The sequence below is a fragment of the Amycolatopsis thailandensis genome, from assembly GCF_002234405.1.
In the GTDB taxonomy this organism is placed as follows: Bacteria; Actinomycetota; Actinomycetes; order Mycobacteriales; family Pseudonocardiaceae; genus Amycolatopsis; species Amycolatopsis thailandensis.
In genome coordinates this window covers 26,980-38,818 of sequence record NZ_NMQT01000078.1, presented here as the reverse complement: position 1 = coordinate 38,818, position 11,839 = coordinate 26,980, and the positions used below count along the sequence as shown (strand labels likewise).

16 protein-coding genes are annotated in these 11,839 nt (G+C 70.3%); 5 read left to right on the top strand and 11 right to left on the bottom strand.

Features of this window, described 5'->3' with window-relative positions:
• Positions 1-426: 426 nt before the first annotated feature.
• The 5 genes from CFP71_RS22480 to CFP71_RS22460 are packed head-to-tail and all read right to left on the bottom strand — an operon-like array spanning position 427 to position 3,815.
• Positions 427-840 (bottom strand): hypothetical protein, encoded by a 414-nt coding sequence (locus CFP71_RS22480; protein WP_093935918.1) that lies wholly within the window; start codon positions 838-840, stop codon positions 427-429.
• Positions 837-1,904, bottom strand: a complete 1,068-nt coding sequence (locus CFP71_RS22475) for a molybdopterin-dependent oxidoreductase (protein ID WP_093935917.1) — start codon at positions 1,902-1,904, stop codon at positions 837-839. The genes CFP71_RS22480 and CFP71_RS22475 overlap by 4 nt, the downstream gene beginning before the upstream one ends.
• The gene (locus tag CFP71_RS22470) at positions 1,901-2,521 is read right to left on the bottom strand and encodes a methyltransferase domain-containing protein (RefSeq protein WP_093935916.1); all 621 of its coding nucleotides are present in this window, start codon (positions 2,519-2,521) and stop codon (positions 1,901-1,903) included. The genes CFP71_RS22475 and CFP71_RS22470 overlap by 4 nt, the downstream gene beginning before the upstream one ends.
• Positions 2,518-3,162 carry a TIGR04282 family arsenosugar biosynthesis glycosyltransferase gene (locus CFP71_RS22465; protein ID WP_093935915.1) on the bottom strand — a complete coding sequence of 215 codons (645 nt, stop codon included), beginning with the start codon at positions 3,160-3,162 and terminating at the stop codon, positions 2,518-2,520. Before CFP71_RS22465 ends, CFP71_RS22470 begins: the two co-directional genes overlap by 4 nt.
• Positions 3,159-3,815: a glycosyltransferase family 2 protein gene (locus tag CFP71_RS22460; RefSeq protein WP_093935914.1), complete on the bottom strand. Its 657-nt coding sequence runs from the start codon at positions 3,813-3,815 to the stop codon at positions 3,159-3,161. The genes CFP71_RS22465 and CFP71_RS22460 overlap by 4 nt, the downstream gene beginning before the upstream one ends.
• A 131-nt stretch (positions 3,816-3,946) precedes the next feature.
• Between CFP71_RS22460 and CFP71_RS22455 the strand changes: the two genes are divergently transcribed.
• The 3 genes from CFP71_RS22455 to CFP71_RS22445 are packed head-to-tail and all read left to right on the top strand — an operon-like array spanning position 3,947 to position 7,054.
• Entirely contained in the window at positions 3,947-5,299 is a 1,353-nt protein-coding gene (locus CFP71_RS22455; protein ID WP_093935913.1) for a hypothetical protein, read from the top strand.
• Between the two features lie 10 nt (positions 5,300-5,309).
• Positions 5,310-6,008 carry a response regulator transcription factor gene (locus CFP71_RS22450; RefSeq protein WP_093935921.1) on the top strand — a complete coding sequence of 233 codons (699 nt, stop codon included), beginning with the start codon at positions 5,310-5,312 and terminating at the stop codon, positions 6,006-6,008.
• The gene (locus CFP71_RS22445) at positions 6,005-7,054 is read left to right on the top strand and encodes a sensor histidine kinase (RefSeq protein ID WP_093935912.1); all 1,050 of its coding nucleotides are present in this window, start codon (positions 6,005-6,007) and stop codon (positions 7,052-7,054) included. The genes CFP71_RS22450 and CFP71_RS22445 overlap by 4 nt, the downstream gene beginning before the upstream one ends.
• Here the strand turns inward: CFP71_RS22445 and CFP71_RS22440 are convergent.
• Together CFP71_RS22440 and CFP71_RS22435 are read right to left on the bottom strand one after the other, a co-directional pair.
• Complete coding sequence (locus tag CFP71_RS22440; protein ID WP_093935911.1) at positions 7,051-7,854, bottom strand: MBL fold metallo-hydrolase; 804 nt, start codon at positions 7,852-7,854, stop codon at positions 7,051-7,053. The genes CFP71_RS22445 and CFP71_RS22440 overlap by 4 nt on opposite strands.
• Positions 7,855-7,925: 71 nt before the next feature.
• Positions 7,926-8,987: an NAD-dependent epimerase/dehydratase family protein gene (locus CFP71_RS22435; RefSeq protein ID WP_093935910.1), complete on the bottom strand. Its 1,062-nt coding sequence runs from the start codon at positions 8,985-8,987 to the stop codon at positions 7,926-7,928.
• Between the two features lie 124 nt (positions 8,988-9,111).
• Here CFP71_RS22435 and CFP71_RS22430 point away from each other — a divergent pair, with 124 nt between their 5' ends.
• Positions 9,112-9,612 carry a MogA/MoaB family molybdenum cofactor biosynthesis protein gene (locus CFP71_RS22430; protein ID WP_005155592.1) on the top strand — a complete coding sequence of 167 codons (501 nt, stop codon included), beginning with the start codon at positions 9,112-9,114 and terminating at the stop codon, positions 9,610-9,612.
• On the opposite strand, the gene CFP71_RS22425 is transcribed toward CFP71_RS22430, so the two are convergent.
• On the bottom strand, positions 9,609-9,887 hold the full coding sequence (locus CFP71_RS22425; RefSeq protein ID WP_093935909.1) for an Rv0909 family putative TA system antitoxin: 279 nt from the start codon (positions 9,885-9,887) through the stop codon (positions 9,609-9,611). The two genes, CFP71_RS22430 and CFP71_RS22425, sit on opposite strands and share 4 nt — an antisense overlap.
• Before the next feature lie 55 nt (positions 9,888-9,942).
• Here CFP71_RS22425 and CFP71_RS22420 point away from each other — a divergent pair, with 55 nt between their 5' ends.
• Positions 9,943-10,116, top strand: a complete 174-nt coding sequence (locus CFP71_RS22420) for a hypothetical protein (protein ID WP_208636013.1) — start codon at positions 9,943-9,945, stop codon at positions 10,114-10,116.
• Positions 10,117-10,122: 6 nt separating this feature from the next.
• On the opposite strand, the gene mscL is transcribed toward CFP71_RS22420, so the two are convergent.
• The 3 genes from mscL to CFP71_RS22405 form a co-directional block, all read right to left on the bottom strand.
• Positions 10,123-10,527, bottom strand: a complete 405-nt coding sequence (gene mscL / locus CFP71_RS22415; protein WP_093935907.1) for a large-conductance mechanosensitive channel protein MscL — start codon at positions 10,525-10,527, stop codon at positions 10,123-10,125.
• A 94-nt stretch (positions 10,528-10,621) separates the two neighbouring features.
• Entirely contained in the window at positions 10,622-11,263 is a 642-nt protein-coding gene (locus tag CFP71_RS22410; protein ID WP_093935906.1) for an SAF domain-containing protein, read from the bottom strand.
• A 116-nt stretch (positions 11,264-11,379) separates the two neighbouring features.
• Positions 11,380-11,709, bottom strand: a complete 330-nt coding sequence (locus CFP71_RS22405; protein ID WP_093935905.1) for an FmdB family zinc ribbon protein — start codon at positions 11,707-11,709, stop codon at positions 11,380-11,382.
• Positions 11,710-11,839: the final 130 nt, after the last annotated feature.

Genomic DNA, 11,839 nt, shown 5'->3' with positions numbered 1-11,839 from the left:
CTGTCGCCCACGAGAGCGCGTCGGGTCGGGTGGTCGTGAGTGGCGATTCGTGTTCTAACCCGAATTGCCACTCACGACCTCTTTCACCGCGCCCGGGTCCGTGAAGGCCGCCGCGCTCGGCCAGGTGCCCCGGCAGGCACGCGAGCGGTCGAACACGACACCATTGCCTCGCTCGCGTGACCGGATGGACGGCACCTGTGACCGGACGGACGACACACGTGAGCAGACGGACGACACGCCTGACTGGACGGACGACACGCGACGGGGACTCGGCTGGCGCCGCGTGTCGTCCGTCTGATCACGCGAGCCGTCCACCCAGTCACGTGTGTCGTCCGTACGGTCACGCGAAAACGCCGGACCGTAGGTACTCAAGTCACGGTTGGCCCTAACTCGAATCGCCACTCACGACCACCCTGACCTTGTCCCTCAACCGCGCGCTTTTCGCGGGACGAGCGCGGCCACGAGGACGCCGAGCCAGACGACGGCGAGCGTGGCGAGCAGGCCGGTGACGGTGTCGGCGTCGTGCAGCCCGGGGTTCCGGGCGCCGCCGAAAGGCCGCCACAGCAACGGGAACGCGATCAGGGTCAGGACACCGGTGAGGACGGCGCCAGTCTTGACCGGGGTCGTCCAGCGTGCCGGGAGGAACCTGCTCAGCGCGAATCCCGCGACGCCGACGAGTGGCGCGATCAGCAGGTCGTGTACCAGTGGGCCGCCGGCGAGCCAGCCGAGTGTCCCGAAGACGTCCGGGCGCAGTGGGAAGGCGTACTCGGCGAACAACGTCGCGCCCCAGGCGAGCGCGCCGAGCCCGGGCAGGAACAGCAGCAGCCGCAACGTCTTCACAGCGTCTCCAACCGGTCGACCCATTTCGTCTGCAGGACGCCTGGGCGGTTCGGGGCGATGATCCGGCACGGGAAGCCGTGGTCGGCGTCGAGGACTTCGCCGTTGAGTTCCAGCGCCAGCAGGGTGAGTTCGTCGGCGGTGTGCTCGCCGGGGAGGTCGCTGACGCCGTACGGCCCGGCCTTCTCCAGCGAGAACACGCGGACCGGCGTTCCCGGCGTGCTTCCGGCGTGCCGCAGCAACTCCGGCAGCGAGACACCGCTCCACCGCGCCGACTGGCTCCAGCCTTCGACGCACGCGATCGGCAGCTCGGCGGAGGTACGAGGGAGGGCGCGGAGTTCGTCCAGCGAGTAGGTCTTCGTGCCCTTCGGCGTCACCACGGACAGCCGCCAGCTCGGATCTCTCGCCGTGCCCAGGACGCCGGCCGCCTCGGCGGTCCGGTTCACCGGCAAGCCCTGCGGTCCCTTGTCGCTGCGCCAGGACAGCCCGGAAACGTTACGCAACAACGGAACCGTGGCCCCGGCCGTCGCCACGACGGCGACCCCGGCGGACAGCCAGGTCGTGCGGAGGAAGGCGCGTCGCGAAGGTTCGGGCGCCTGGGTGACCGAGCGGCGGACGATCGGGAGCTTCACCGCGACGTGCACCAGGATCGAGCCGATCGCCACCCACGCGACGGCGTAGTGCAGCTGCGGGAAGTAGAAGTTCCACGGGTAATTCTGCGCGACGTTGAACAGGCCGGTGACGAGTTCGAAGAACGCGGCCGCGGACAGCACCAGGATCGACAGGCGTTCGAGCGCGTGCGGCAGGGAACGGATCACCGGCCGCTCGAACAGCTTCGGGTAGACGCTCCAGAGTTTGGCCAGCAGCAAGGGAATCGACGCGATCCCGGAGATCACGTGCGTGCCCTGCGTGACCCGGTACAGCCAGACCGGGCGGCTCGGCCAGCCGAACCACGACGGCGGATGCTGGATCAGATGACTGAGCAGGCCGGTGATGAAGCACAGGGTGAAGGTGACGGCGAGGGCGAGCCCGATCCGGGACGTCACCCGCTCCGAGGTCTTGTTCATGCTTTCTCCAGGCAGGCGAACCAGCGGTGGTCGCGGCGGATGGCCCAGACGACCCGGAACGCGGTGCGGGCGGCGAGTTCCGCGATCGCCTCGACGCCGACCCAGGCCCAGGTGAACCAGGCGCTGCCGGTGTCGTCGCTGCCTGGGCGCAGGCGGACCCGGTCCTGGCGGATACCGCGTCCGGGCGGATCGAGTTCGACGAGCACCGTGCCGCCGTCACCGACGAGTTCCGCCATCCGCGCGAGCAACCGGAGCGGGTCGCCGCCGATGCCGATGTTCCCGTCGGCGAGCAGGATGTGCCGCCAGCGTCCTTCGCCGGGAAGCCGGTCGAAGACGTCCCGGTGGAGCGCGGCGGCGCCCCGGGCGTGGGTGAGCCGCACGGCGGTGGCCGAGATGTCGACGCCGAGCGAGGCGACACCGCGTTCGGACAGCGCGGCGGTGAGCCTGCCGGGGCCGCAGCCGACGTCGAGGGTCGGGCCGTCACAGGCGTCGAGGAGGACGTCGTCGCCGTCGCACGGGATGGCCGTCCAGCGGTCCACCGGCAGGTCGACGCGTTCCCCGGTCGCCAGTTCCAGCCAGCAGCGGTGGCCTAGCAGGCCACGGTCGAAGGCGGTCACCGGACTTCGGCGACCGCTCGGGCGAACCGGCTCGCCGGTTCGAGGGCCGCGACCCGGCGCGCGTCCGCGATCGTGTCCACATCGGACAGGGTGGGCAGGATCCCGGGGTTCAGGCCGACGTCGGCGAGCGCGCGCAACGTCTGGCGGCCGGTGTCGTCGCGGGACATCGGGACCCCGGCGAGAGCCTTGGCGTGCAGGGGATCTTTGAGCCCGAGCGCCCACCAGCCGCCGTCTTCCGCCGGTCCGAGGACGGCGTCTTCGAGCCGGTTCGCGGCCTCGGCCAGCAAGGCCGGCGTGACCTGCGGGGTGTCCATCCCGATTTGCAGCACCGATTCCCCGGGGCGGGGAGCGTCGGCGTGCGCGTTGGCCAGGCGGACGTCGAAACCGTCGCCGCGCTGGGGGATCACCTCTGTTCTCCGGAGTGCGGTGGCGATTTCCCTGCCGTGAGCGGCTTTGTCGAGGTCGCCGGTCAGGGCGACGACCACGCGTGCGTTCGGGGTCAGTAGGGCGGCGTCGAGGGTGTCGAGCAGCGAGGCGGCGGCGATCTCGGCGGCTTGTTCCGGCGTCGCCGGCGGGCAGAGCCGCGTTTTCGCGAAACCGGGCACGGGCGCCTTGGCGACGATCAACAGGCAGAAGGTCATCGGCTCAGCACCCGCCCGAAATCCCTTGCCGCGCGCAGCGTTCCGCGCAGCGAGCCGGAGACCTTCGACTTCGTTCCCTTGGCGCGCTCGCCGTAGGTGACGTCGAACTCGGCGATCCGCCAGCCCGCGCGCCGTGCCTTGATCAGCAGCTCGAGCGGGTAGCCGAAGGCGCGGTCGGTGACGGCGAGATCGAGCAGCGCCCGCCGCCGGACGGCCCGCAGCGGCGCGATGTCGTGGACCGGCGATCCCTTGCGCCGCAGGAGGGACGAGATCAGCGCGTTGCCCGCTCTCGCGTGCCACGGCCAGACTCCGGGACCGGTCGGCACCCGACGTCCGACAGCCAGTTCCGCGTCGGCGAGTCCGCGTACCAGCATCGGCAGTTCGGCGAGGTCGAGCGAACCGTCGGCGTCGGCGAAACACACGACGTCCGCCGTGGCCGCCTCCAGCCCGGTGTGCACGGCGGCGCCGTAGCCGCGGCGGGGTTCGTGGACGACTTTCGCCCCGAGCGCGGCCGCGATTTCGGCGGAACCGTCGCTCGATCCGTTGTCGACCACGATCGCCCGATAGCGTGCGGGCAGGGCCGCCAGCACCCCCGGGAGGGCACCGGCCTCGTCGAGGCAAGGAAGCACGACGTCAACCTGGTCATCGTTCACCCATCGCACGTTAAGTCCGAGTTGGACGGACGAAAACCCTTGGCGTGCTTACCGAATCATGACGTCGGTGAAGTTCTTACCGAGTTCTGACGGACCGTGGATCCAGGCCGCCGGGCGGCGGGAACGCGGTTATGGTGCCGGTGATGTCCACTGTCACCGCCCCCTCCCGCACGGGCCGCCGGGCCGATCTGATCGCCGTCGGGCTGGCGATGCTCGTGGTCGCCGCCGCGATCGCGGTCGGCCTCTACTACAACCGTCCCGGCTCCGGCGTGGTGATCTACGCCTTCGCGCCGCCGCTGTTCGGGCTGTGGCTGCCGCATGTGGGGCCGGGTTCGGTCGCCGCCGTCGTGCTCGCGCTCCTCGTCGTCACCAAAGGTCCCTTGCTCGCCGCGCGGCTGCGCTGGCGTCCGCTGCTCGCGCTCGGGTACGTGACGGCGCTGGCGTGGACGTTTTCGCTGGCGATGATCGACGGCTGGGCACGCGGGTTCACCGGCAGGCTCACCACCGAACACGAGTACCTGCACGAGGTACCGGGGATCACCGACATCCCGAAGATGCTGAGCGAGTTCTCCTCGCGCATCTTGGACTACCAGCCGGACTCGTGGACGACGCACGTCTCCGGGCATCCGCCGGGCGCGACGCTGGTCTTCGTCTGGCTCGACAGGCTCGGCCTGCACGGCGGAGCCTGGGCTTCGACGTTCGTCGTGCTCGTCGGCTGCCTGGCCGTGGTCGCGGTGCCGGTGACGCTCTCCGCGCTGGGCAGGCAGGACGCCGCGCGAACGGTCCTGCCGTTCGCCGTCCTGACCCCGGGCGCGATCTGGATCGGCGTCTCCGCGGACGGGCTGTTCGCCGGGGTGACGGCGACCGGCATCGCGCTGCTGGCGCTCGCCACCCGGCGGCGGATCCTCGCGCTCCCCGGTGGTCTGCTGCTCGGGTTCGGGCTCTTCCTCTCCTACGGTCTCGTGCTGCTGGGCGTGATCGTGCTGGCCGTCGTCGTGCTGACCCGCGAGTGGCGGATCCTGCTCCTCGCCCTGACGGGCGTCGCGGTGGTCGTCGTGGCGTTCGCGCTGAGCGGGTTCTGGTGGCTCGACGGGTATCACCTGGTGGTCGAGCGCTACTACCAGGGGATCGCGACGCTGCGCCCGTACTCCTACTGGGTGTGGGCGGATATCGCGGCGGTGCTGATCGCGATCGGCCCGGCCGTGATCGCCGGGACGCGACGGACCGGGGCGGCGTTCCTCGCCGAGCCGAAACGGTCGTTGCGCGACCCGATCACCCTGATCGTGCTGGCCGCGGCGCTGACGATCGCTTTCGCCGACCTTTCCGGCCTGTCGAAGGCGGAGGTCGAACGCATCTGGCTACCGTTCGAGGTGTGGCTGCTGCCCGCGGTGGCGCTGCTGCCGTCGAAGGGGCGGCGCTGGTGGCTCGCCGCGTCGGCGGGCACGGCGCTGGTGGTGAACCATCTGGTGCTGACGAGCTGGTGAGGTGGACCGTATGACAGAGCAGGGCCGCGTGCTCGTGGTCGACGACGACGAGACCGTGCGGGACGTCGTCCGGCGCTACCTGGAGGTCGCGGGCTTCGACGTCGACGTCGCCGGGGACGGCACCGAGGGGCTGCGGCTGTTTTCGGCGACCGGCCCGGACCTCGTGGTCCTCGACGTCATGATGCCCGGCCTCAACGGGCTCGAAGTCTGCCGTCGGCTGCGGCAGGTGAGCCAGGTGCCGGTCGTCATGCTGACCGCGCTCGGCGAGGAGGAGAACCGGATCGCCGGACTCCAGCTCGGCGCCGACGACTACGTCACGAAACCTTTCAGCCCCAAGGAACTCGCGTTGCGCGTGGCGTCGGTCCTGCGGCGGGCGCGGATGCCGCGGCCGGAACCGGCGGCGCGGCTGATCACCGACGGGAACCTCTCGTTGCAGATGACCGCGCGGCAGGCGACCCTCGGCGGCGTCGAACTTCCCTTGACGAGCCGGGAATTCGACCTGCTCGCGTTCTTCCTCACCCATCCCGGGGTGGCGTTCTCCCGCGCCGATCTGCTGGAGAAGGTCTGGGGCTGGGACTTCGGCGACCAGTCGACCGTGACCGTCCACGTGCGACGGCTGCGGGAGAAGATCGAGCGGAATCCGGCCAAACCCGTCCGCGTCGCCACCGTGTGGGGCGTCGGTTACCGGTACGACCCGGTGCGGCCGTGATCGGCTCCGGGGAGTCGCTCGGCGAGATGCTGACGCACGCCTGGCACATCCTGCCGTTCGCGCTGATGTTCGCGGTGCCGGTGGTGCTGCTCGGCGTCCTGGCGTTGTACCTGCTCAGACGCGGTTCGCTGGCCAGCACGATGACGATGCTCGTGCTCATCCCCGTGTTCGCGACGCTGATCGCGGTGCTCGGGATCAGCGGGTTCATGTTCACCCCCGCGCTGACCACGATGGCGCTGGTCTGCGTGCTGGTCGCGCTGGTGACCGTGCCGGCCGCGCTCGTGCTCGGCCGCATGATCGCGCGCCGCAGCGTGTGGGAGCGGGAGGCACGGGAACGGGAGCGCGCGGCGGAGGCGTCGCGGCGCGAACTCGTCGCGTGGATTAGCCACGACCTGCGCAGCCCGCTGGCCGGGATCCAGGCGATGGCCGAGGCCGTCGCCGACGGCGTCGTCGCCGAACCGATCGAGGTCACCGGGTACGCGCGGCGGATCAGCGGCGAGACCACGCGGTTGTCCGGCATGGTCGGCGACCTGTTCGAGCTGTCGCGGATCACCGCGGGCGCGCTGGAACTGACCATGGCCGCCGTGCCGCTGCGCGACGTCGTGAGCGACGCCGTCGCCGCGCAGGCCCCGCTCGCGCAGCAGAAACGCGTGCGGATGATCGAGCAGGCCACCGTCTGGCCGGTCGTTTCCGGCAGTGATCCGGAGCTGGCGCGGATCGTGCGCAACCTGGTGTCCAACGCCGTGCGGCACACCCCGCCGGACGGGACGGTCGCGGTGCAGATCGGGATCGAAGGCGGCGAGGCGCTGCTGGCGGTCTCCGACGGCTGCGGCGGGATCCCCGACGACGAGATCGGCCGCGTCTTCGACGTCGCGTTCCGCGGGACACCGGCGCGGACGCCCGAACGCGGCGGGCTGGCGAGCGGCGGCGGACTCGGGCTGGCGATCGCGAAAGGCCTCGTCGAGGCCCATCGCGGCCGCATCGGCGTCCGGAACCACGGTCCGGGCTGCCGCTTCGAGGTCCGGCTGCCGCTGGCGATGCCTTAGAGGCGCAGGAAACCCATGTCCGGGAAGTGGGCGGGCGCGATGAGCGCGCCGGTCTCTTCGGCTTCGGCGAGGAAGCGTTGCCGGGTGCGGAGCGCTTGGTCCGGGTCGACGTCGCCGAGGAAACCCACTCGCGTGTCCGTCAGTTGCGCGGGCGTGTGCAGGACGTCGCCGAGCAGCAGCAGGCGCTCGTCGTCCGCGGTGATGTCGAGGACGTAGTGCCCCGGCGTGTGGCCGGGGGCGTGTCTCGCGACGATCCCGGGCGCGATCTCGACGACGTCGCCGCTGATCGCCTCGGTCAGGCCCGCGCCACGGGCGGTCTCCATGCCGACGCGGGGCCAATCGCCCGTCCCGGCGGGCTCGATCAGGGCTTCCCAGTCGAGCTGTCCGAAGACGACCTGAGCGCTGGGGAAGGTCAGGTCGCCTTCGGGGGCGATCCAGCCGATGTGGTCGTTGTGCAGGTGGGTGAGGAAGACGGTGTCGATCTCTTCGACCGGGCAGCCCGCCTTGTCCAGCGCTGCCGCGAGGTCGCCGCCCGTGCCCATCGGCGGGGTGGGATCGCCCTTGGCGGGTGTCATCCCCTTGGGGAAGGCGAATTCGCGCGGGCCGAGACCGGTGTCGACGAGGATCGTGCGGCCGTCGCCGCGGATCAGGTACGCGCCGGTCGGGACGTGCACGGTGCCGTCCTCGTCGAAGACGTCCGGGTGGGCTTCGGGGTCGAGACCCGGGAAGAACGCGAGCGGCAGCCGGATCAGGCCGTCCCCGAGCGCTTCGATCTCGATGTCTCCGACGGTGATGCCCACCAAAACCCCCAAAAAAGTCGATTCCGTTGCCGGGAACGACAACCGGCCGGGGGCGGAGTCTGTTCCCGGTTTCAGGAAGCGACCGGTTCCCGCAGCTCAGCGGTGGCGAACCCGGCGATGCCTTCGGCGAAACCGGTTCGCGCGGTGAAACCGAGCAGCCGTCCGGCGCGGCCGGGGTCGGCGACGACGTGCCGGACGTCGGCGGGCCGGGCGCCTCCGGCGATCTTCGGAGCCGGGCCGTCGCAGGCCTTCGCGAGTTCCACGGCGAGTTCGCCGACGGAGTGCGGCTGGCCGGAACAGATGTTCAGCGGGGTCAGGTCGCCTTCGGGGCCGTCGGTGGTCAGTGCCAGGACGTTCGCCCTCGCGACGTCGTGGACGTGCACGAAGTCCCGCTGCTGCTTGCCGTCCTCCAGCACGATGGGTGCCTCGCCGCGCAGCAGCGACGACCGGAACAGCGACGCGACACCGGCGTACGGCGTGTTTTGCGGCATCCGGGGTCCGTAGACGTTGTGGTAGCGCATGGCCCAGACCGTCCCGCCCGTCTGCCGCGCCCACGCCGCCGCCAGATGTTCCTGCGCGAGCTTGGTGGCCGCGTACGTGCTTCGTGGCCGCAGCGGCGCGTCCTCGGGGACCAGCCGCCAGTCGAGTTCGGCGCCGCACGCCGGGCACGCGGGCTCGAAGCATCCGGCGTCCACATCGGACTGCTTTCGCGGTGACGGCGGGACGATCCCGTGGATGGGGCATTCGTAGCGGCCCTCGCCGTAGACGACCATCGACGACGCGAGCACCAGTTTCCGGATTCCGGCCCGGTGCATCGCGGCGAGCAGCACGGCTGTCCCGTAGTCGTTGTTCAGCGCGTACGACGGCGCGTCGGACGGGTCGACGCCGTGGCCGACGACGGCCGCCTGATGGCAGACCGCGTCGACACCGTCCAGCAGTTCGGCGACCAGTTCCGTGTCGGTGACGTCACCACGCAGGAACCGGTGGCGGCCGGTGTACCCGGGCGGGCGCGACGAACCGTGCGCGGTGCGCAGGAGGTTGTCGAGGACGACGACCTCGTGACCCTGATCGGACAGCAGATCGGCGATGTGGGAGCCGATGAACCCGGCCCCGCCGGTTACCAGTGTTCGCACTTCCCCGACGCTAGGGGCGATCTTCGCCCGCGGCCCCGGATCGGCGGCTCACGTCAGGGAATCGTCACAACTAGGGCGGCACCCGCGGCAGCGAAGATCAGCCGAAACCGGATACGGTGTGCCTATGGAACGGAGCGCACAACGGCTGGGCCGCGCACTGGTGGTCATCGTGGACGACAGGGTCGCCCACGGCGAACACGAGGACAACACGGGACCGCTGGTCACGGAGCTGCTCGAAGAGGCCGGGTTCATCGTCGACGGTGTCGTGGTGGTCGAGGCCGAGACAGCCGCGATCCGCAACGCGCTCAACACCGCGGTGATCGGCGGCGCCGACCTGGTGATCACCGTCGGCGGCACCGGGGTCTCCCCGCGCGACCGCACGCCCGACGCGACGGCCGGTGTGCTCGACCGCCCGATCCCGGGCATCGGCGAAGCGCTGCGCGCGTCCGGACTGGCCGCCGGCGCGGTGGACGCGGGCATCTCCCGCGGGCTCGTCGGCGTCTCCGGCAGCACGCTGGTGGTCAACCTCGCGGGTTCGCGCGCGGCCGTCCGCGACGGCATGGCGACGCTCTCGTCGCTCGTGCCGTACGTGATCGACGAGCTGTCCGGGCTCGAAGAGGCCTAGCTCTTGGCGGCGGGTCCGGGCTCCGGCCCGGGCTCGTCCTTCTTGTCCTGGTGGAGTACTCCTTCCACTTTTTCGGTGACCTGGCCGATCTTGTCCTCGAACCGGCCGCCGGTGACCTTGTTCGCCCCGGCCGAAGCGACCGTGACGCCCTTGGCCGCGACGTCGCCCGCCTTCTCGGCCAGCGGCCCGGCCTTCTCGCGGACTTCGCCCGCGACCTCTTCCGCTTTGTGAACGGCCTGCGCGGCCAGTTCCTTCGCTTTGTCGACAATGCCCATGCGCTGATGGTCCCACCGGCGGGCGGACCCCGCGACCGGTGCCAAAATGGACGTCATGCCAGGTGAAGACGAAGACAAGCGCCCCGCCGCGGCGTCCAAACGCCGGGTCGACGAGATCTTCGGCGACGTCCTGCCCGACACGACCTCCGACGAGCGAGAGCCGGGGCAGCGCACCCCGGACTCCGACTCGTGGTACCTGGAGAACCGGCCGCCTCATCACGACCGGTGATCCGGGTCAGCCCTGGCGGTTCTGCTGCGCGCGCAGCAGGTCGCGGATCTCGGTGAGCAGTTCGACGTCGGTCGGCTCCGCCGGGCCCGCCTCTTCACCGCGCTTGCGCCGCTCCTGGACGTGCTTGACCGGCAGCACGATCACGAAGTAGACGACACCGGCGACCAGCACGAAGTTGATCGCGGCGTTGATCACGCCACCGAAGTCGAGGAACGTGGCGTCGTTCGCGCTGAGGATGTTGAACCCCAGCCCCTTGGCGGCGTCCGAACCACCGATGGTGTTGATCAGCGGTTTGATCAGGCCGTTCGTGAAAGCCGTGACGATCGCCGTGAACGCCGCGCCGATGACCACCGCGACCGCGAGGTCGACGACGTTCCCGCGCATCAGGAAGTCCTTGAAACCCTTGAGCAAGACGCTCTCCTCTTCACCTGGGACGGTTCGCCGACCGTCCCTTTTTTCCGTACCGGGGGGACGCAGGCGCCCGCCGCCACCGGGCAGGCGCGAGCTAGCGGAGGGTAACCGTTAAGGACCGTTCCAGCGAAGTGGCCGCGACCCGTGTCGCGATCGCGGACGGCAGCGAAAGCAGCACCAAAGGTCCCTTGCTCCCGGCGCCGGAGGCCTTCGGGTCGCGAGTGCCCTGCTCGCCGACGGCCGCCACCACGGCCATGCTGGCCAGCACAGACGCCTCTCGTCCCGCCTCAGCGGCCGCGACGACGTCGACCCGCAGGCCCGGCCTGAGCAGCTCGGCCACACCGGCGTCGGCGAGCCTCACCGGGACGGTCGAAGTCTCGGGATCACCCGATCCGGGGATGGCCGCGTCCAGCAGGCGGACGTCAGTCAGCGGCTCACCCGCCCGCGCCGCCCCGACGAGCATCCGTCCTTCCACAGCGGCCGCCTGGCCGGTGGCCCCCTGTGGACGGACGTCTTCCGGGAGGTCGACAAGCTTGAGGTCCCCGGCACGCAGCACCGACCCGGCCGGGAGGTCGCGGGCGGAGACCACGGTCGCGGTGCCGGGCGCACCGCGTGCGGACGCGGGAAGGAAGAGCGCGACCAGGCCGCTGAGCAGCAGAGACAGTGCGAGCCAGCGGCGGAGCAGCCTTGCGGGCCTGCCGCTGAGTCTTCGCAGGACGGGCAGATAGTGGAACACGGGATTCCCCCTCGTCGATCGGTGATGATCTCGACGCTAGGGGCCGGTGCCACGCCCTGGAAAGAACGAAAACCCCCGGCTGTGGATAACCGGGGGCCTGTGGACAACTCGGGACGTCAGGAAGCGGCGGCGGCCGTTTTCGTCGTACCCGTGGAGGAGGATGCCGAGCTCTTCGTCTCCGACTTCGACTCGGTCTTCGACTCCGACTTGCTCTCGGTCTTGGTCTCGGACTTGGACGACGACGAGCTCGAAGTCGTGTTGGCCTTCGAGTCGCGCGAATCGTTGCGGTAGAACCCGCTGCCCTTGAAGACCACGCCGACCGAGCTGAAGACCTTGCGAAGCGGGCCCGAGCACTGCGGGCACACGGTCAAGCTCGCGTCGGAGAACGACTGCACGGCCTCGAAAGCGTGGTCGCATTCCTTGCAGGCGTATTGGTAGGTGGGCACTGCTGCTCCTTCGTGCATTGGCACTCAGCCGACAAGAGTGCTAACGCCACACGGTACCGAAGCATTCCGCCGCAGGTCAAACAAGGTTTCCCAAGGTCACATGAGGACCTGGTCACGCCACTTGTGCCAT